General features: G+C 48.1%; 19 protein-coding genes and 1 pseudogene. 1 reads left to right on the top strand and 19 read right to left on the bottom strand.

Annotated elements, in window-relative coordinates:
- Window positions 1-22 precede the first annotated feature (22 nt).
- The 10 genes from LA337_00960 to LA337_00915 form a co-directional block, all read right to left on the bottom strand.
- On the bottom strand, window positions 23-262 hold the full coding sequence (locus LA337_00960) for a TIGR03758 family integrating conjugative element protein (protein ID UBI16310.1): 240 nt from the start codon (window positions 260-262) through the stop codon (window positions 23-25).
- Window positions 262-588, bottom strand: coding sequence for a hypothetical protein (locus tag LA337_00955; GenBank protein ID UBI16309.1), 327 nt, complete (start codon window positions 586-588; stop codon window positions 262-264). The genes LA337_00960 and LA337_00955 overlap by 1 nt, the downstream gene beginning before the upstream one ends.
- 163 nt (window positions 589-751) lie before the next feature.
- Window positions 752-1,510, bottom strand: coding sequence for a TIGR03747 family integrating conjugative element membrane protein (locus LA337_00950; GenBank protein UBI16308.1), 759 nt, complete (start codon window positions 1,508-1,510; stop codon window positions 752-754).
- Window positions 1,507-3,597: a type IV conjugative transfer system coupling protein TraD gene (traD, locus tag LA337_00945; protein UBI16307.1), complete on the bottom strand. Its 2,091-nt coding sequence runs from the start codon at window positions 3,595-3,597 to the stop codon at window positions 1,507-1,509. Before traD ends, LA337_00950 begins: the two co-directional genes overlap by 4 nt.
- Window positions 3,598-3,616: 19 nt before the next feature.
- Window positions 3,617-4,186 carry a restriction endonuclease gene (locus tag LA337_00940; protein ID UBI16306.1) on the bottom strand — a complete coding sequence of 190 codons (570 nt, stop codon included), beginning with the start codon at window positions 4,184-4,186 and terminating at the stop codon, window positions 3,617-3,619.
- Window positions 4,187-4,195: 9 nt separating this feature from the next.
- Window positions 4,196-4,696 carry an integrating conjugative element protein gene (locus LA337_00935; protein ID UBI16305.1) on the bottom strand — a complete coding sequence of 167 codons (501 nt, stop codon included), beginning with the start codon at window positions 4,694-4,696 and terminating at the stop codon, window positions 4,196-4,198.
- 35 nt (window positions 4,697-4,731) lie between these two features.
- The gene (locus LA337_00930; protein ID UBI16304.1) at window positions 4,732-5,418 is read right to left on the bottom strand and encodes a transglycosylase SLT domain-containing protein; all 687 of its coding nucleotides are present in this window, start codon (window positions 5,416-5,418) and stop codon (window positions 4,732-4,734) included.
- Window positions 5,397-6,137, bottom strand: coding sequence for a TIGR03759 family integrating conjugative element protein (locus LA337_00925; protein UBI16303.1), 741 nt, complete (start codon window positions 6,135-6,137; stop codon window positions 5,397-5,399). Before LA337_00925 ends, LA337_00930 begins: the two co-directional genes overlap by 22 nt.
- Before the next feature lie 18 nt (window positions 6,138-6,155).
- On the bottom strand, window positions 6,156-7,070 hold the full coding sequence (locus LA337_00920) for a hypothetical protein (GenBank protein ID UBI16302.1): 915 nt from the start codon (window positions 7,068-7,070) through the stop codon (window positions 6,156-6,158).
- Between the two features lie 349 nt (window positions 7,071-7,419).
- Complete coding sequence (locus LA337_00915) at window positions 7,420-9,759, bottom strand: NTPase (protein UBI16301.1); 2,340 nt, start codon at window positions 9,757-9,759, stop codon at window positions 7,420-7,422.
- 246 nt (window positions 9,760-10,005) lie between these two features.
- Between LA337_00915 and LA337_00910 the strand changes: the two genes are divergently transcribed.
- Window positions 10,006-10,236, top strand: a complete 231-nt coding sequence (locus LA337_00910; GenBank protein UBI16300.1) for a hypothetical protein — start codon at window positions 10,006-10,008, stop codon at window positions 10,234-10,236.
- Between the two features lie 141 nt (window positions 10,237-10,377).
- On the opposite strand, the gene LA337_00905 is transcribed toward LA337_00910, so the two are convergent.
- From LA337_00905 to LA337_00865, 9 genes and pseudogenes are all read right to left on the bottom strand, one after another.
- Entirely contained in the window at window positions 10,378-11,673 is a 1,296-nt protein-coding gene (locus LA337_00905; GenBank protein UBI16299.1) for a putative phage abortive infection protein, read from the bottom strand.
- 531 nt (window positions 11,674-12,204) lie between these two features.
- Window positions 12,205-13,167: a hypothetical protein gene (locus LA337_00900; protein UBI18550.1), complete on the bottom strand. Its 963-nt coding sequence runs from the start codon at window positions 13,165-13,167 to the stop codon at window positions 12,205-12,207.
- Window positions 13,168-13,347, bottom strand: a pseudogene (locus LA337_00895) (HNH endonuclease). It lies immediately after the preceding gene.
- A 794-nt stretch (window positions 13,348-14,141) separates the two neighbouring features.
- Window positions 14,142-15,017 carry a hypothetical protein gene (locus LA337_00890; protein ID UBI16298.1) on the bottom strand — a complete coding sequence of 292 codons (876 nt, stop codon included), beginning with the start codon at window positions 15,015-15,017 and terminating at the stop codon, window positions 14,142-14,144.
- Window positions 15,018-15,230: 213 nt separating this feature from the next.
- Complete coding sequence (locus tag LA337_00885) at window positions 15,231-15,698, bottom strand: hypothetical protein (GenBank protein ID UBI16297.1); 468 nt, start codon at window positions 15,696-15,698, stop codon at window positions 15,231-15,233.
- Window positions 15,699-15,794: 96 nt separating this feature from the next.
- Window positions 15,795-16,946 carry a site-specific integrase gene (locus tag LA337_00880; protein ID UBI16296.1) on the bottom strand — a complete coding sequence of 384 codons (1,152 nt, stop codon included), beginning with the start codon at window positions 16,944-16,946 and terminating at the stop codon, window positions 15,795-15,797.
- Between the two features lie 1,061 nt (window positions 16,947-18,007).
- Window positions 18,008-19,345: a shufflon system plasmid conjugative transfer pilus tip adhesin PilV gene (gene pilV, locus LA337_00875; GenBank protein UBI16295.1), complete on the bottom strand. Its 1,338-nt coding sequence runs from the start codon at window positions 19,343-19,345 to the stop codon at window positions 18,008-18,010.
- The gene (locus LA337_00870) at window positions 19,342-20,004 is read right to left on the bottom strand and encodes a prepilin peptidase (protein UBI16294.1); all 663 of its coding nucleotides are present in this window, start codon (window positions 20,002-20,004) and stop codon (window positions 19,342-19,344) included. The genes pilV and LA337_00870 overlap by 4 nt, the downstream gene beginning before the upstream one ends.
- On the bottom strand, window positions 20,001-20,444 hold the full coding sequence (locus LA337_00865) for a lytic transglycosylase domain-containing protein (GenBank protein UBI18372.1): 444 nt from the start codon (window positions 20,442-20,444) through the stop codon (window positions 20,001-20,003). Before LA337_00865 ends, LA337_00870 begins: the two co-directional genes overlap by 4 nt.
- Window positions 20,445-20,455: the final 11 nt, after the last annotated feature.

Here is a 20,455-nt window from a genome sequence, read left to right as displayed (position 1 = left end):
TCCTTTTAACCAAACAAATTATTCAGCTGGCGAACATCCATACTGAAAACACAACCAAAATGGCCGTACTGATAAAAAAATGGAGAGCATTTTGCTCAGTGACTTTTCCTGCCCGCCATCCACGAAACACAACTAATACCGACCAGGCAAACCACAAAAAAAGAACGCTCAGAACAAAACCCAGAACAAACTTATTAAGTACCGTAGGGTCGATACCTGACCCTGCTTTAAAAGCGTTTGCCTGTTCAGAATTCATAGCCATCAGGGCTGCTCCTTCCTGTATTGTCCAACAAGAGAACCTTTGTCTCTTGGCTGTGCCCGGGAAGGCTCCAGATAAGTTTCAATACCCTGCTTCATGGTTTTCAAATCACGTGTTGCCCGCTCATAGTCGAAGAAGAAACGCCCGTCAGAATTGTCCTGTACCGCTACAATTTTCGCGCGTTCAAGCGCAGACTGGACCTGGTCCAGCTGCCTGAGAGCGAGGGCCAGTTCATCCTTTTCAGCTGCACTGACCATCTCTGGCAGAGAGAACAAACTGAGGACGAGTAAAACCCTTAAAGGTCTGGAAGATAATTGACATCTTTGCATTACCACCTCTGTTTCATGGAGTACGTCTGTCACAACAGAGTGGCGAAATCAGGGAGGAGATGCAGCAGGAAACTCTTTATGCTTTTTTGAAATTTATATCCTCCCGGGGGGCTGGTGCCAGCCCCCCAGAGAAGACAGTAAGTCAGCGGTTGACCCTGGCCGGTCACAGATATTTTTTGAATGTAGATGTCACTACAGTAACCGCCAGTCCCAGTAACAATGCCCCGGGCAGAAGTAACAGATTTGGATAAATCGACGCAGGCCATGACAAGTAAAGTAAGCAAGGGAGATAAACAGCCGGTTTAACGAACCGTTTGGCATGGTGATACAGAAAACTCGACTCATAACCCGCCCCGTAACGTCTCAGGTCACGACGACACAACCCGTCTATAACAGCGACGATGATAACCAGAACAAATAACGGGATGGATAAAACAAGAATTAATACCCTGACGGCAAAAACGACGGTGACATAAACCAGCGCAAGCAGATAATCGCTTAACGCTGATAATAACCAGGCCTGCACTTGTCCCAGAAAAAAAACAACAGAGTCAGAACTGCTTAATGTCTCCCTTTGTTCTTTCTGAATCCAGGTGAGTAATCCACTGTCCACAAATGCCCATTGGTAAGCTGAAGAAATCCAGCCCATCGTAGTTACTGATGGTGAAGAAAAAATAAGGCTTTGAGTAAAATCTGCTGATAAATAGCCAAGTTCTTTATTCATAACGGACTGGGAATGCAAAGCTCCCTGATCTGACCAGAAAAAAAACATTCCTGCCCATTCAATAAAAACACCAGCCATCCAGGATACCAGCAGAAAAGCCAAAAGCCTGACTGGCCAGATCCACAAAACAAGGGTCAGCAGACCTGGTGGCTTGCGCGGTGGTGGAGAACTTTGAGAGCTGTTTTTTTCTGTACTCATAGCGCATCCACCAGATTATCTCCGGGGAGCACACTCCCTGACCACCAGGTGTCTCCCGTTCGGTAGTGTTTACGCATTGTAGTGACAATACTCTGCAGGTTTACCGGCATCATTTCATCATCAACGGATGCCGGCAGCGGCATACGAATCTTCCATAATCGCCCTCCTTCCAGCAGTGCAAAAGCCTGCCCTTTAGGTAAATTCATTACTTCTGCAGGAGATAAAAGAGGAATACGTGTACTACTTACTCTGTCCTGAACGTTGGATGTGAAATCACTCCCCTGATCCGGATTGGATATATCTGTCACACCGGAAACCAGTGTTTTTGTATAAATTTCAACTTCAGGTAATTGCGTTGTCAGCAACTCAGCTGTCGTTTTCTCTCTCACACGAAGCATAATCATATTATTGAAATTGCCTGTGACCTGGGCAGCTTTAGCTGCATTACCAATTTTGGCCTCAATATCTGACCAGGTCTGGGTATAGGCTGTAACTTCAATACCTGCCCCACCGCCTTTATTTATCATCGGAATGAATTCTTCTCCCATTAACTCATTGAATTCATCACAGTGAAGACTGATGGGTAACCGCTTGCTACTCCCTTCGGGCATATCATCAGACAGTCCGAACTTATAAATATATCCAGCTGTTGAAACCAGATCGGCAAACATACTGTTACCTACCGCAGAAGCAACTTCAAAATCTGAAAGAGTATCAAGACCGACGTAAACAACACCGCCTTTCCGTATAATTTCCTGCCAGTCTATTAATGGGCGCGGATCATTCATATCACTGTAGTCAGGAGATAATAGTGCCGCAGTTTTGCCTGTGGTCAGTTTTTCCAGAAGAGGTAACAATGAAGCGACTATTTTATCGAAATATGTTCGATCATAACGTACAGCGCTACGCAACCCATCCAGTACGGGATCATATATTTTTTTGCTCTGCTCACTGGATAATGCCACTTCAATGGCCATAACCCGGATAGCATTAACCTGTCCCTGCATCGTACGTGGTAAATCATCCTCAGTCAGGATCCCCATCTGGTTTTGAACCATCAGCCACAACTCCGGAGCCTGTTGAGTCAGTAACTTCTCGGCATAGGTCTCATAAAGCTCTGCAATATTTGTTACGTACCGCAGGATAAGTGAATAATCAGGTCGCAAACCAAGAACGACAAGAGCACGAGCGATGATATTGACAAAGCGCCATGCAAACTCTTTAAACGCAGCGTTATTTCCTTCTCCCCCAAGCTGCCCGGCAACACGTGAGGCCACTTCAGATACACGTCCAAAACGGCCGACTGCATTATAACGGGCACTGATATCTGGCCAGCCAAGATGAAAGATATAAAACTCGTCGCTACGCCCAGCTCGTTTCGTCTCAGCCCACATTCGTTTCAACAGATCAGCATCACCTTTGGGATCAAAAACGATAGTGACATTTCCTCTGCGAATATCCTGCGTAATTAACAATTCTGCCAGACGGGTCTTACCAACTCGTGTCGTTCCTAATACAAGAAGATGTCCAACGCGCTCGGTCAGACTCATCAAAACATTATCTTCCTCCATCTCGACACCATGTATCGCCGAATTACCACCAACAGGGGGTAATGGGCGTACCGGATTAAAAAATGAATCTCGTCTTGTCAGGCTACATAACCCAGGGAATGTATACTCATACCGTCGTTCAAACTGACGAGCCAGGGAGTAAAAAACTGACGGCTTCAGAAAGGGAGCAACTTCCGGCCGTTTCGTCTCAAGCAAACGTTGGGTATGCTTTTGCTCCCACATAAAGCCTTTCCCCAGAAACAAAAAATGTCGGCTTACCGGTATGGATTCACTGGACATTTGATACCGGGGTAACCGACGGATATTGCGTCGATAGCGCAAGATGCGCAAACCCTGACGAGTTCTGATTGTTGTGAAAATGGCAAAACCGGCTGCAGTCACATAACTGACCTGTGGTGCTAACGCCATCGACCATGGTGCGACAACCAGAACAAAAGTGGCAGCCCCGCCAGCCGCAGCTGAATAGAGTTCTACTGCTGGCCTCAATAACGCCTCCATGACATAACGGTTACTCATAGCTTCTCCTTTCACACTGTTATGTAATAACCGGCTGCCCGGCAACTGACTTTGTTACTGGCCGGTGGTACCAGCACTGGCGCCCCGCCAGCAAATCAAGTAGTCGCTGCCCGCTGATCAGTTGTATTGTTCGCCAGCACTGCAGGTAATTAACGCTCTTTCTACCCGTCCGCCCTGTATGAATAAAAAATCCACAGCATTGCTCCCGGGTAATCAGTTCTCCGAACTCACGTATATGCTGCGGAGAAATAGTCCGTCTGTAGCGTTTTGCCTGAATTAACCAGCGCTTTCCGTCAATAAAAACCTGCCCGTCAAGTCCGCCATCGCTACTGTAGGTCTGGTTTCTCACAACCAGGAGTCCCTGCCTCTCAAACGCCAACAACAGCAGCTCTTCAAACACATACGGGTTAATTTTTCGAAGATACTTTAGACGGGCCCCGTCTGAATCAAGCGCTGTCAGACGGCACAGCACACGCTCCGCGTTCTGTCGGTAGCGCCGGTGCCGGCGGTCGCGTGCGGACGGCATTTTCTTACGCCATATGGCAGGAATGAGAAGACAGAAAAGTAAAAGAAGAATGGCTGTGATCATGAGAGCCCCCTACTGGGCCAGACCGGTGGCGGTAATCAACACCGGGTAGTGGTTGAGATGCAAACGACGCGCTATTTCGCTTGCCGATGCCGGTAGCAGAATGACATCAGGTATGATTTGCTGAAGTTCCGACAATGCGTCCTTATCGCTGACATTCACCACCAGACCTGTAGCATGAAGTCGCTTAAGCTCATCACGCCGCATAGTCAACCACTCGCGTGAAAGCGAATCATCCCCAACAAGAAAGACCGGTGTCATGCCGTTCAGATTTAACTCACGGGCTTCCACTTTCCCTGCACGCATCTCCGGTGTGGTAACGGGCAGCATATCACTTACATCCGCAGGGGCTGCGGGTACAGACGCGCCCGTGGCGTTCAGTGACCTCGGCGGAGTGAACTCGTTGTTCTTATTATTGATGGCATCAAAAAGCGGCGCTGTTGGTTCTCCGCCAAGATCAGCAATCACATTGAGTGCTGCCATCGATGATGTTGTCAGCAAAACACTGACCATGAATGTCCTGAAAAAAAAACAGACAGAATAAAGTTTCACTGACGGGACTCCCTGGGTTCAACCCATTGCAATTCACGGTTGTAGTGTGAGAAATGGCGCTGTGATGGCGATATCTGTGCGATCTGAAGTTCGGAGTACGTTACTGGCGCGTTTAAATCCAGTGTTGCCAGCTTGCGTTTCACGATGGACTTATAGATTCGTGCTGGTTTTCCACCTGCAGGATGGTGATAACACCCCGCGGCCTGTATCCAGCTTCCCGGATTGTTGTCATAACAGGATTTAAGAATACGGGCGGCAACCCGAAGGTTGGTATATGGATCCAGCGCTTCGTAGTAACTGCTGAAATAAGTTCCATTCCAGCCCAGGTTAACCTGCGCGATCCCAACATCAATCCGCTTTAACGGATAGCGACGCATGAACGACAACATTGCGTCATACGCTTCCTGGCGGGAGTTATACCGATACCCTTTCCCGGCAACATTGAGTGTCCACGGCCACGGTCGCTCTCCATGTGGTAGTTTTCGGGATGTTTCTGCAAGAGAAACTGAATACAGGGCTTCAGCGGGTACGCCAACTTCAGTTGCCACAAGGTGGTAACCCGGGGGAATTGTTTGCAAACCGCGTCCCTTTTCTGCCGCAGCTGCACTACCAACACCACCGATAAGAAGGATCAGAACAGGGACGCTGTATCTGGCTGCTGTCAGAATGCTGCGATTTGCCATCCGGAGACTCCCTGCTGAAGCATAACCGGCATATCTCCCTGACCATACTTCAGCCAGTTGCCGTTATCGTGGTTGAGGGTTATCTGCCGGCTACGAACTTTATCGACCGGAATATGATGTGCAAGCGCCCACTGGCGAATGATGTCATCACTGCCGCCACTGTCGACGAGGTAAATATCAACCGGACGGTTGTCTGCCAGAACCGCACTTACTCTGGCATCGCACGGTACACAGTTGCGCTTCACAAATAACGCCAGTCTTCCCTGTGTATCATGGGCAATACCGCTGGCATTGCCCATGTTTACGGAGAGAGTATTGGGATAAAGGCGTTTCCAGGCAGCATCCACTTCCCGCTGAAAGGCCAGCTCCTTTTCAACCCGGGCATACTCTTCCTTCACCCACATTTCAGCAAAACGCCGGCGTTCGTTTTCCGAACCGGCCTCCAGTCCCAGTGCCATCAACGGGTCAATGCCTGGTGACTGAAATGCTCTGGGACCTTTAAGTACCTGTTGATACTGCTGCCATTCTTTTTCGCTGAGTCCCCATGCCGTTCCCGACGTTTGCGTCCTTCCTTCTGTAGTCGTATTTTTCTGCTGGGGTGCGCTTACACTGCGCCCCGTACTCACTGATGCAAGAGCAGGCAGACTTACGATAACAGCCAGCATGACTGACGCAGTCCACCGTCGGGGGCAATTTAACGTTGATTTCATCGGTTTCATCCAGTATTTCTCCCTGATTCAGAGCGTTAAACGTTGTGCCTGCCCGTTAACCTGAAACTCAGCCTGGTTACCGCTGATGTTCACCAGCATCCAGCCTGACAGACTCTCTCCCGGGCTTACCATGCGCAGCTGTGTCCAGCCACTGTTCCCCGCTGGCAGAATAACGGCGTAAGCCTGCCCTCCCCTGCGTTCAATACTCACCAGTGTGAAAGGCGGCTTAATGACCCGTGGTTTTGACGGCTTTTTTGCGGCAGACTGTCCACCTCCGGGAGACGGGGTCGCCTTCGTGGCAGTCGCCACAGTGCGTTTACTCCACGAGTCTTTCCAGGACGCGAGGGTATCTATACGCGAAGTCTGCTCAGTCAGCGCTTTATGAACAGCGTCGAGCTTCATGCCCGTTTCATCCTGTCGGGCAACCGCCCTGGCAGTCGCCGCCTGAGTCTCTCTAACCTCTGTAACCAGCGTGGAAAATTGCTGCTCAAACGCGGCAAGGCGCTGCTCCTGCTCACTCAGGCTGAGCTGCCATTTTTCTCCCTGCAGTTTCGGAACGAATTGTTGCTGCCTGTCTTCTATGGCCTGCATACGATCGGGAAGTGTCTGCAGCTGTCCGCTGCGGAACGCCGCATCAAGGGTGGTAAGCTGTATCTGCTGCTGACGTACTGTCAGCCAGAGGTATAAGACAGCGCCCAGTAATACGCAGTACACCAGAACGGATGACACTTTAAATATGAAAGAACGGCGGTCTGAAGAAGGATGCCACAGACGACTCCCCTTTCCCCCCAGTCGGTGTGCAGCTGACTGTGCTGAACTGTCTGTTGTAACAGGGATTTCCGACGTATCAATAGCCGGTCCGGCAGGTTCAGTGAGGTGAGCGGATAAAGGTAAATCATTATCTGACGGAATACCGACAGAAGATGCCGTCGTGGTCGTCATGGTAAAAGTTCTCCGGAAAACGGTTTTCGCCATGACTATGAAAAAACCGTTCAGCGAATACGACAGACAAATCAAAACTGAAAAGTGAAAATAAAGGGATCCAGATAAATGTCAGGAACACAGAAAAACTGCAGCCTCTCTGACAAAATCATATTAGCTTCATCAGCTCAGAGTTGGCCTGACACCAATGTGGCACAGTTCCGGACCTGAGCTGACGATCTCCTCCATGCCAGAATCAGACATCTCAAACGATATGAGACGTTAGGTCAGATATCTAAAATCGCATACTCCACTTAGGTGAGATTTTTGCAGCAGAATGCCTTGATTGAGGTTTTGCTGTTACAGAGTTCTAGAAATCGGAAGCGTCGTTTGGTCTCAATCCAAGCCACTTTTCGAGGTACCTAAGCAGCGTTCGCAGAGCTTCTTCATGCTCAGGAAACTGGGCGGGATTAATTGCATCGCATCTGGCCTTCGCCACTTCAATGCCAATAAAATCGTTAACTGTCTCTCTGTTGAAACTGTTGTGCTGCGTTGAGACCCAATCACCATGCGTGTGGCTCATGCCCCGACTCATGAAGCGTGTGGCAACGGTTGCGAAGCCCTGATCAGTTTGAATAGCGTTCATCATCCACTCTCGTGGCTCGTTAATTGAATCGGTATACTTTTTCCAATGGTAGAGCAGGGATAGGAGATCCGGTTCAGCCATCAGCGCGTCGCCATCTGCTGCTCGGCCCCTTATCAGCCGCAGCCATTCTGTCTTCATTGCCACAACGGTATTGAGATCTAACGCTGGATCGAAGGGTCTACTATCAGCCTCATTCCGATCGGAGGGATCACTGAGATGAATCAGGATCGAGGCAACGGATAGCGCTTCGGTTTTACGAAGTGCATCGAGTGCTAAATGGCTTCGAACATTCTCAGGTATGCGCTTCAGATACCAACTAGTCGCTCGCCATGCTGCCATATATGGCGAGTCGAAAGTGCCGCTGTTCGTGCCTGCGAATTGTTCAGCGAGTCCAAACATCCCTGGGAGCAAAACTGCAGCGTGTTCGGAAGGTAATCGGTCGACGGATTCGTCGAGCCTCGCAACGAGCGAACTCAGCAGCCCGTCAGTTTCGATGGTAGAGATTGACGCAGAGCATTCGTCCTCTGTCGCTGTTGCATCGAGAAAATCAACAAAACGGCGCTCAGATAATTCTCCGACCATCGTCTGGAGCTCAAAGTAACGTGGGAAGTAGCGTGATGTGCATACTCGTTTCTCCGCCAACCAGTGGCGATGGGAGTCGTCTGCATAGCTTGTCCCTCCATATGCCCATTCGAGGGGAGGAAATAAATCTTTGAGCACATCACGAATGATATTACGGCGCTCCTCTGAGACTGTCTCAAGGAGCGCTTTAGCCTCTGCCTGGTCTAACTCCCGCCGACCATCATTGTAAAAACGCCTTTCCTGGAGAACCAATCCTCGGTCACGGAACAGTGCTTCGTGGAGGTCTGGCTCGAAGACCCGCAGTGTCTCCAGAAGCAAGAAATCTACAATGTTCACTTCGAAAACGTCGCCAACCACATGCAGTGGCATGTGTACAGCAATGGACGAGATGAGGCGACGTGAATCACGCATGTTACGAAGCAGGGGCTGGATACAGCCAATGCAAGCGTTCCCCCATCGTCTCTGAGAGAACCCGTTGGCCTCAGTTGCGTAGGGCCCCACTATTGCAGAGAGTTCTTCCTTGAAAATACGATGCACGAACGATGCCGGGAAGGCCGGTAAATCAAAGCTAACCTGTACGATCTTCTCAAGGAATGCTCTGCCGTCCCCATCAGCGACCGGATCGAGTGCCCTTTCTACAATACTGGGCTGGAACAGGAGCACAAAAACAATATTCGGTAGATTCGCATTCGCCTTTACCTGCCGAAGCAGCATCCTGATCTGCTCAGGCTCGAGTCGGTCAATGTCATCGACGAAGACAACCAGCGGCCGGTCAAGTTCGCGAAGGCGGGCTTCAAGCGATCTACGTACCTTATCGAGTGACTCGTCACTATGATCACGCCCGAGATACGACAGCACGCGTCCGACAAAAGTTACTCCAACCGAGAGAAAAGCAAGAATAATCGCAACCTTTGCGACCGCCGGAAGGCTAAATCCAATGGCTGACGCGATCGCTATAACCGAGGTATTTGTTAGCACCATCGAGGTTAGAGAGCCTTCCCCCCCAGCCTCTTTAAGAGGCTTACCCACCCCGGTGAGGAGCGCGCCATAGCGTCGCAGTGCTTCGGCACGATCAAGTGCCGCCTTTGAATGCTCGCCTCCCAAGCTATTTGCTATCTGGCTAAATAGCGCCCCGGCAATTGCATCGCCGTCCCCCCATTGCCAGGGGTTGAAGTCGAGCCAGTCAGCCCCGCTGCTCTTGGCATCGAGGCGTTCGGTGATGAGGTTTTTCAGTGATGATTTGCCAAAACCCCATCCCCCGCGAATTGCAAACACTCGGCCCTCGCGCAAACTAAGCTCCGAAAGCACATCAGCTATACGAGCCGCGAATTCAACCCTTCTGAGGCGATCTTCGGATGCTGTCCGTATAGGCACCTCCGCTCCAATCCCTTCGTCCGGTCGCTCGGTCCTTGCCACATCAACGTCAGGCTGCGAACAACGACGAGCGCACCATGCCGCCAGATGGAATAACAGCTTACTCATCGCACACTATCTCCCAATAATGCATGTTCCAAGCGTCCAATTGCCAGAAGCTTCACTGGTCGAACTTTGTCTACGCCAGTTAACTGAAGAGAGCTCGCTGCCGCAATTGCAAGCCAGTATAGCGGTTTTGTTTTCCCAACGTGGAATGGAGCTCAGACAACTACATCAACTGAGCGAAAAATACTCAGAAGAAACTGACAGGTGTGAGTTATTACCGATCCGCTTCCCATAGCTCAAGATACCCCAATGTCAGTATTCATTCCGAACATCCACTTCTCGCTCAAAGCCTCCCGTCAGGCCTGGTTAAAAATCAGGTTTACCGTAGGCCATATTCTGTTTTCCATGTGGTCCCCTGTATTGACGTTATGCGTTCGCCTCGCAAATACAGTCGCTACAGGTGTAGCCCAGTCGATGGTCACAGGAAATACCTCCTCTTTTCAGGACTCAGCATGGTTACCTGGCCAGATGCCGGATTAAGCGGACAATGCAACAGATGCCCACCCGGTAAGGCTTAAAACTGTCTCCTAAAAAGTATTTGCCCAACTTGTTGATTGGGGGAACAGAAGATATACGCCAGAAAGTGGGCAAGCCCCAATTGTTTTTAGCACCATAATACAGTCAGGAAACACGCTTAGAAGCTATTTCATCTTCATAACTTTTCCAGAAAGCTATAATAATTTCAACCTGTTGCCAGTATTCGTCTGCTTCTAAAGCTTTTTTATGACTATTTCTTTTTAAATAATCCCGGCATTCTTCGTCAAATGAGTATGAAAAGTAAACTAATGGCAACCCTCTTTCATTTAACTTGCAAAACAGTATATTTTCATTACTTTTATAATGAGGTTCTCTATACTTTTTCAACTCTTCAAGAATATAATTTTTATCAACCAGAGGGGACTCTTCTAACTTGTCAGAGGATAGATTATTATTTTCATAGATTTCATATTTTTCCTCGGGTGTAGTGAGGATCGCGTGCCTATCAAGGAACCCTTTGAAAAAATTCTCAATTTTTAAATCATCGCTCAACTTCTTAAGAAGTATTGACTTTTGATGGTGATATTTTACGGAAAATTCATTATGTAAATTAAACAAATATTCCTCAGAAAATCTATGCGATGGATTTTCATACAGCGAGGAAACAACAAGCGGGAGTGGAAATTGTATTTTACTTTTTCCCACCGGTTTTCCCTCAATAATCCTTTCAATTGTTGACATGATATCCTGACTATTTTTAGATTTAATATCCTCAAATATCTTTGTTACACTTATACTCTCATTTGCCAGTGTTTTATAAAATTGCGCGTGTTCAAAAAAAGAAAATTCATGTAGTAATTTCTGATATTTAGCATATTGATTTAGCTCACCCAGGTCATTCGTTAAAGCTGAGTTCAATGCAACCAGATACAACACGTCATTCCGTATGAGCGAGCGAATCAATGATGAGAAACCTTTTTTCTCTTCAGGAAGGGCATCTGGTTTATAAAACGCTTTATCGATGTATTTCAATAAATGATAGAGAACTCGCATGTAGGGACTGATGTAACTATGGCCATGCATTAACTCATGAGCTTGCTTAAGGGTAATCGAATCTCTTACAGACTCAAAAAATGCTTTACCATCTCTACTATCCAGATAGTCCTTAACAATCTCAAGTTGGTCATTATGCTGTTCAAGTAATAGCGTGAAATGGCGGGTAAACTCATCACGACGCGTGTTATTCATCGTATGGTCGAGGGCTTCCTGGGCTACTTTAGTGCTCTTCGATGCCGCCCTGGCTGCTTTTGCCGTATACACTAATGCCAGGGCAGTGACAAGCGCCCCAATTGCCGTTACAACACCTACGTAGGGGTCAGGTTTATTGAAATATACACCCCAGGCGTGATGCACCCATGCCATAAAAGCATCAATGAACATTTATTATTTCCTTGCGAAACTATTGCTGCGCGGGTCAGCAAAATGCTGAACCAATATTGAAATCCTGAAGACATATTACACGTATTATTCGCCCGAATACTCATGCTTTCTACTGCTCTATTTAGCAGGTCAGATACATCCAGGAGGAGAAGATGAAAGGAGAAAACCTGGATGTGGTGTACATATGAAAGATGAAATAAGCTCTGCGAAGCCCGCATTAAGCGAGCCTCTTTGAGTTTAACTATTACATGCAGTGGCAAGGACTTCTATCGGTTCAGATATATGCTCTATTGGCTTTGTCGGCCCATACCTCGGCATACCATTTAGGCACGTATGTAGGCGTTGTCAATCGTGCGAAATAGTTCAGCTATGGAGCACTCTCTCCTGACATTTAGCACGGTAATCGACAAAAAATACGCTCCTAACTCATAGCATACATGATGACAACCGCCAATCTGCTGAGAGCCACAGACGGTTATGCACAGCCATTTGTCGGGATTGATGGTAGACAGCGCACAGCTTAAACCAAATTCATGTTTTGCTTGTCTCCGACCGCTCAAGAATGTTACTCAGTTCTGGGTGTGAAGTGATTCCTGACTTACAGGCGAGATAAAACGGGAGATCAAGATAAACCCCAGTTTTAAGAGCGCGTACGAGCACTAGGATCTGCCCATCCTCAATCTTTGCAAAATCATCTGTCGTTAGATTTTCATTGGATGCACACAAAATAGTCCAATTTAGTTCTGAGTTTATATTTAGATTGAGTGAGACGCCGTCCTGGTTTGAAAGCAACACAAGGGTTACTGCATTAGGGAAACCAACAAGGCGATTGAAGTCCGGGTTGCCTTTCCTGGAGAAACATGTACTACCACGAATTTCAGGTTTATCATTGCCTTCTCGATGCCAGAGACCTTTGTATAACTCTTTGCAGTAAGCTGAATCCAGTACTTTAGATCCAAAAAGACAAAACGCAACGCCTATTGCAAGTTTACAAAGAAAACGCTGATCAAACCTCTTGTGAACCGGGACCTGCATTTTCCGCATTTGCCTACCTTCAGTATTGGCTATGAAAAATTCTTTGCGTGCAATATCCAATTGATCAGGTTGCTCAAATCCAATGCTGGCAGGATCAACACCCCCAACCTCACCGCAAAGAACCTTTTTGACCCTCCGGCCACGAAATGCTTGCTCAAACGACAGCCATGTCTTGAGTGGATCCTTGGATGTATTTTCGGAAAATAAGAAATACGCTCTTGTATCAATACTTTTCATGGTCCGCGGATTTCCGCCCACATACGCAGATAATCTCTCGTCGTGCGGGCGAAGCCAAAACACCTGTTCACCATGCGGTCCCATCCACATTTCACAGACGTGCCCCTCTGGAAGATCGGGAGGACATAGGTCAGTGTTACCCATGCACGAAAGAGACACCCCTACTGGATTATCCTTATCATAAAATGCTGATGACGCTTGTTGCAGCCAATTAGTAACCATCCAATTCTTCTCGAAAGACGCATCGACAAATAACCCAAGGTTACTGTTACAGCTTTTGCACACGCACCGAGTCTTCAGAAAGTCGGGAGCATACGCCCCACCCAGAAACTGCGGGACAACGTGCTCCAAAGTAAACTCACTATCATCTTTTTCTTCACGGCAATATATGCAATGTCCCATAGTTTTTTTCCACAAGTCTAAGAATAAATTGAGGGTAACACTTAATCTCCACGGCTTCGAGACATGAGCATCAGCGAATGGATATAGGATATAGTCTGTATTAGCGAAAGCAGTTATTACCAGGGTCTGTTTGTTAATGTAGAATGGAATTCTGCAACAGGGAAACCCTTAATTTACGTGAAATGACGTTAAGGTGACTTACCGCTGCTGAACGCACTTATATTGATGAACATGCAACCTGATAGATTGAATGACAACACTTCCTATCCTGCCACCGAGGTGACCATCATCATCAATGAGAGCGATGGCAAACTTCCGCTTGCTCATTGCGGGTATTAGCTCAGACTTTCACTCTACTATTGAGACGGCCAGAGCGTTTCTGGCGGCTCGACGGTAAAAACAGTAACAAACCACCCGAAGAATGCACGCCAGAAACGCGACCTAATAATTTACTCTATGGCTGGATATGTACTCAACAGAATCACTTCTGATTTCAATCCGATTTATCGGATTCACCACATTTTTTAGGTAATTTCAGTGGTTTCACTTGCTGATAACTTTGCGTGCGACGTGAAATCCAGGGAGGGACTGTATCAGGTTACAGCCGCCAGGTGGCGATTCTGTTGGTGACTAATCAAGCAGAGGTCTTCCTTCAGTTAAAACTGCCGTGATTTGAATTTCTTTTTTCATCTTTAACCACAAATATAAACGCTACATATTTAAGATAAAAAGACCGCCTGACCGATGCTGCGTCGGAAATTACTGGCGCCATTTTTCAATAAAAAATTGATTAATCAGGAAATACCTGGATATTCACCCTTAGATTTATCGAATATCATGGCAGGAATAACCGCCCCATTATCCAATGCCTGCATTTGTCGCGCTGAGAAAGTGAAATAACGCATTCGGATAGGAGGATATTTTTCTACTTTATTTTTTGTATACCCGCCAGGAGTGATACTGGTTATACGCCGCAATTGATTATATGCCTGCTGAACCTGCTCATCCTGCCAGTTTAGTGCCTGATATACCCTGAGGATCCCGATCGGCTCACCTGAAATAAGGGGGCGATAGCGCAGACACAACCCCACACTTTGAGGTTTACGCCCCTGCTGCCAGAAGAAAATTAACTCAACCGGATCCACTGACTGAATTGACTGCAGACGGCATAACAGAGAGGGGGTCTGCACAGCCCAGTCGCGCTGCCCGTCAGCCATATCTACCGGATAGGAAGAGTTTCCCAGCAGCCAGTTAACGTCTACATCAAACCATGTCGACAATTGCTGCAGCAAAGGTTTATTCAGGAGATCAAGCGTCCTATCCTGACTCGCTAATACACTGGCCCTTATTCCCCAGGAAGCCAGTAGCTGTGCCTGTTCGATAACATTTAATCCATGAGCATCCAACAGCAGACAGAATCGCTCATAAAGCGTGGACGTTCTGTCCGCTATACTCTCTCTCGCCTCTGCTACAATGCCATCAATACACATACCAAACATAGCGGCCCGGGATATACCCAGATGCTCTGCGCACCTGTCCAGAAATACCCGAGTTTCCGGCCGTATTCTTACTGAAAACTGTGCACTGGATGCAGGTACTGATGCCCCCGATTCAAGTGGTATTTCACCAGATCGCATTAATGCAATTAGTGCGTTATAAGTTGCATTCATATTGACAACCTTAAATATTTTACTGGATACAAAAGAGTGAAATTCAACTCATTTCATTTTTTCAAGTTCTGCGCTCCAATGTAATAGAAAGATTAATCTCATTTATTCATCAGGTATAATGAAATATTTCGATCGGTTTGATCTAATGTATGAAGAAGATTAAAACCATGTCGACGTGAAATCGACAGAAAAATATAATTCTGAAAAAAAGATTTACTCCGGCAAACGATGAATGACTACCATTATCCCCTCTTCAGAAGGCAGTTGAATAAGCCGCCACTCCTGTAGCAGCATTTGCGCAACAATAGCAACACGTTCCCAGCGCGGAAGCGTAATGGGAGCGATCCGACAGCGATATCCCGTCCTGTGTGAAAGAACCTGACAGGCAAGCGCTACCTGGGCTGGCCGCATAAGGTGTGAACGGAAAAAAATGGGACACACCGGCCGCGCCATCAGGGCTGTCTCCAGCGCCTGAACAAATGCCTGGTGATAGCGTCGGGCCTGGCGGCGGTCCATCTCCCCCACCCGATCAAGCAAGGCAAGATGTATAGCCCGGTATTGACGGCGACGATGCGTTACACTGAATACAGCAAACCCTTTCCAGGGCGTGAACAGCGCAATTAACGTAAAACACGGGCAATACAGCGCCAGACAGAACATCACAAACAAAGCGTACTCCACCCCTCCGTCCTTTTTTGCAGATAATGAACGGCAGCAGGGTACCTCCTCAACGAAGAGAATAAATCACGTAAATGACTATCCGTAACGGCAAATTTATCAGGCAGCACTCAAAAGAGGATGGATCATTACCCGCTCATGCTTGCCTTCCGGCAAATCGCCGGGGCGAGGCACACGCTCTCCCCGCTGAGCCGCATTAGCCAGCGTTCGTAGCAACAGAACACCTGCAGCCTCCAGCGCACTTTCCCTCGATGCCGCTGACACTGAAAGATTATCAAAATCGGGTAGGTGAACACGAAAACCACAACAGCCATCTGATCCTTCATTAACGGATTCAATACAGGCAGGATAAGGGACAAAATACGGAGCAATCTTTTGTGTTTGTCTTTGGCGAGCGTCAAGTTTACTGACAAGCTGGTATGCTCTGAGATGGGTATAACGTCTTAGCATATTCAGGGAACGGTGGCCGGAAATAGCAGCCACTTCCATAACGTTGAGTGTTCCCAGTTCAAACAGTCTGCTAATTGCTTCATGACGCAGATCGTGAAAATGAAGATCGGCGATATTCAGGCGCTGCAGAGCCACCCTCCAGGCACTTTTAAAACCAGATGATGAATAGTGAAAAACATTGCCGCTAAGTGCGACCGTCATTCCCTGTAGCAAATGGCGAGCTTTGCGGGATAAGGGAACATCTCGCGAACTGCCGTTTTTTGTCATTGGCAGATGGGCAACGCCATGCTGCAGGTCGATATGTTCCCATCGAAGTGACAAGATCTCTCCTTGTCTCATCGCTGTTTCAATGGCGAGGTGAAATATAGCGTGAAGGGCTGGATTCTGTTCCTGGAAGTAGCGGGATAAGCGCCGTTCCTCTTGTGATGTTAAACGTCGATCCCGTCCTCCTGATATTTTTGGCTTACGAACCATTTCAACGGGGTTAGTTCTGCATGTTCCCCACTCTACACTGGCCAGATTATACAGTGATGACAGTAAAGCGAGTTCGAGCCGGACTGTGTTTCCTGAAATACACCGTCCGGTTCGCGTATTCACCTGAGACAGCCGCTCATCGCGGTAAGACGCAATATCCACTGTTGTGATTTCATCCATCATCTTCTCTGCCAGGGGATGTCGCTGAATGACCCTAACACGATAGAATTCCTGCTGATGCCCCCGTTTATGCACAGACACAGTAGCGTAGTACTTATCTAGGGCTTTCGACAGAGACATTTTTTTTATGCGTTGTGGGCGAGACATTGCAGATACCTTTGCGAGAGGAATTGAGGTTTTTCTCCACCGTAACGAAAAACTCTAATTCCCTCAATAAACGCAAGGACATGTTCGTGCCAATCCGGTATCTGGACATCGAGCGAAAAAATGTCCTTATTTGAAATGGCTACAGGTAATGATGCGTGTGGGAAGTACATTTACTCAAAGGCCTACTGCCCAACAGGAAAACAGCTAGTCTCCGGAGGTTTTATCCTTTCAAAGTGGAGTGGTGGTAGCGGCTGGAATAGTCCCGATCTATCCATGCCGTCACCATCAGAGAATGCCTGGCAAATATATACGGGTGGTGGTGTTACGGGGGGAACATGTCTGCGCGCAATTGCATGGTGTGCCAAAAATTAAAAAGCTAATGATATCGAAATACGCTGAAAGTACCGTATTCACATCCATAGGCCATCATGCCATTTGATGTAATCGAAAATGATGCTCCATTAGGTACATCAAATGAAAAACTTCCAGATTTATGCCACTCAGAATTCCCATCTACTGAGTTTGCCACCGTCAAGCCTCCCACACTGGCAGTCAGTGAAAACGTATTTGCACAGTTATCAGAGTTACCGAAGTTGATTTTTCTCGGGGGAGGGTTGCCTCCCCATACATAGATTTTAAATTGCTTTCCGGTTGTGTTGTTTCCGCTAAAAACCCCCTTAAAAGCACCAAGATATGCGTAACTACCATCTTCTGGGTCAGAGGAACGCCACAGACCGGATTGGCACTGGGGCAAACGTGCCAATCCGGTCGTTGGGTGGGTGGTGCTAAAGCGCTGGAGCGCATGACCTGGAATATAGCATCGGGAAGCAACTATGGTGATATTTGTGCTTCGTACCTGGTAAGTTCAGGCTTGATAAACCAGGGGTGGATTGTCACGGGATCTGATGCCTGTACAGAAGATAACCGTGATTGTTCGGTGGATAATGTCAAATGTTTTGCAGTTCGACTCAAGTGATTACCTTGAATAGCGGCTTACTCCAGCTGTTTTTAAGAGCAACATTTGACATTAATCTACAGAAAAACATCAGGTGCTCTAGCCATTACTGACAACTGATGATGTAACTGCACTGTCCGCTCAAATCAGTTCGATTTGTACCAACATGGAAATTATACTCGTCATAATAGCCGCATCTAACAATGCGGTTTATATCCACATATGCCACTGAACCTGCGTAATAATTAGGCTTCCAGCCATGGGGGTTTTGCGCATTACTGACACTCCATGAGCACTGATTCTGGCTAAATCCCGGGGGCAGAGGTATCTGCTGCCCGTTGGCGATCAGTCCGGTTTTCACAGTACTCCCGGCCATGCCTTTCCACAAACCGGATTGGCACGAAAGTGTGGCACCTGCTGTATCACGACTTATTGCACCATTTACAGGACAAGCAGTGCCGGCAACATTAATCTTATACAGCGTTAAAATACCGCCTGCCGATAAGTCCCCATCCGCGCGAATCTTCCCACCGCGAATTTCACCACCGGTATAAAACCCCTTGTTATTCAGGATCCGTAACCAGTCGTTATCTGACATATACAAACCACCACCATGGGTTTCATCCATCCAACCTTTACCACTGCGGGTTACAATCCATCCCCCTGTGCTTCGAATATCTCCCCCCGCAGTGATCGGACCATTACTGACCAGACTTACGCCAAAATTCCCATTCTGGCCTGCTACATTACTGGCCGTAACAGTGCCGACGCTATTCAGGTTATTTCCTCCCATATCAATAGCTGTGTGCATCTTGTTCAAATCCGGACGACCATTGACCTGAAAACGATACAGCCTGTCCCCGTCTTCACGCGCACCTGACAGGTCATCTGTGCTCAGCATGACGGCCAGATGACCTTTTCCGGTGCTGGTTCCGTAGGAGGACAGCGCAATTCGCCAGCTGCGCATCACTCCCACCGCCGTTTGCCCATCTTCAACGTATCCCCCGAAGCCGGCGGTAATGTCTTTCGAGATCTGGCTTAGCGCTGTAAAGGGCATAGCATGACCACCGCGGCTGACCACCATGCCCTGAAGCAACTCCTGATTTTGCTGATTCCGGACTATCATCGCCTGATACTGCTGGCCATAACTGTTGGTCTCACTAAAGCTCGCCGGCAGCAAACCTGTATTCTTCAGCATTTGAGTTGTTACCACGGCAGGTGTAGTTGTGGTCGCTGATGCCAGCACAGTCGGATAAAACTTTCCGACATAGGATGAGACTGCCTGAGTGAAACGATTGGTTTGCATGGCTACAACCTGCCACTCACGGGATTTCAGATAATCTCCCATATGTCGGGCAGCCAACGAGGCCATCACCAGAACAATGAGTAACCCGGCTCCCACGCTCATCGCCACAAAGCCGCCATCATGTTTTTGTTTTTTCATCTCAGTATCCACTCAGGCTGGTACAACCTATCCACAATGACTGGTATGCACCCTGCACACAGCCAGGGGCCCAGAACCCCACAACGCAGAAAGTCCCGATGGACTATCCACTGCCACAACATAAAACCACTCAGCCCAAAAAACGCCGCCTGCAGTGCATCCGTTACCCCCATCCAGCCTACCAGGGCACAAACCAGCCAGACATCTCCCACGCCAAGCTGAGGTCGCCGTCGGTTAACACCGTGACAAATAGACCCCATCACCACCGCCATCGCCGCAGTTTCCATAAAGCGAAGTTCCGGCTCCCGATGAAAAGCGAGACAGAACAATAATCCGCTACATAAACAGGCTGCGGTAAACGGTCGGGGCAACCAACCGCTGGTCGCATCCATCACTCCCAGTTGCAGCAAAAAACTGCACATAAACAGCATTCCGATACGTGTCATCCAGACCTGAGGTGCCATAAGTATCAGCAAACCCGTTACCGCAAACAGCGAGATACCCACCACGACGGCACAATGGCGTGAGATATCCACCTGCGCTGCGGCCAGATAAAGACGTACCGGCCTTAAAAGTACCGCCCCGAAAATGGCGCACCCGATAAAAGCAGGTATGGCATACACAGGAGGAAAAATGGTACCGATAAGAGAGACTGTCATTGAGCCCCCGTTTGCCGCTGATAAATTTTCCAGATCCGGTTTGCATAACGCTCCCGTGTTTCATGCCGGTCAGGCCGGAAACCTGCGTTATAAGAGCCCAGGCAGTTCCAGCTCACCCCACAGACCTGAAAATGTTTCGCAAGGATCCACGTTCCAATCTGCACATTCAGGCAGGGTTTATTCAGTAAATCATTTTTGTCCCTGATGACGCCCATCGAGACAAGACGGGGAATATGCGTCGAATTAACCATCATCAGTCCATAATCCGTGCTTTTGATTTTCCCCGTTTTTTTGTCCCGGTTATCATTTGTTGCATGCGGATCGAGATTACTTTCACCAATGGCCATGGACTTAATCAGCAGCGGGGAGACATGGTATTTCGCCGCAGCGGCATCAAAGCAGAACGCCTGTACCCACAGCGGCACACTGCACAGCGTCATGAATAAAGCCA

It is taken from the genome of Citrobacter europaeus, assembly GCA_020099315.1.
Lineage (GTDB): Bacteria > Pseudomonadota > Gammaproteobacteria > Enterobacterales > Enterobacteriaceae > Citrobacter > Citrobacter europaeus.
The sequence above is the reverse complement of the archived record's forward strand: the minus strand, read 5'-3'. Positions and strand labels throughout refer to the sequence as shown.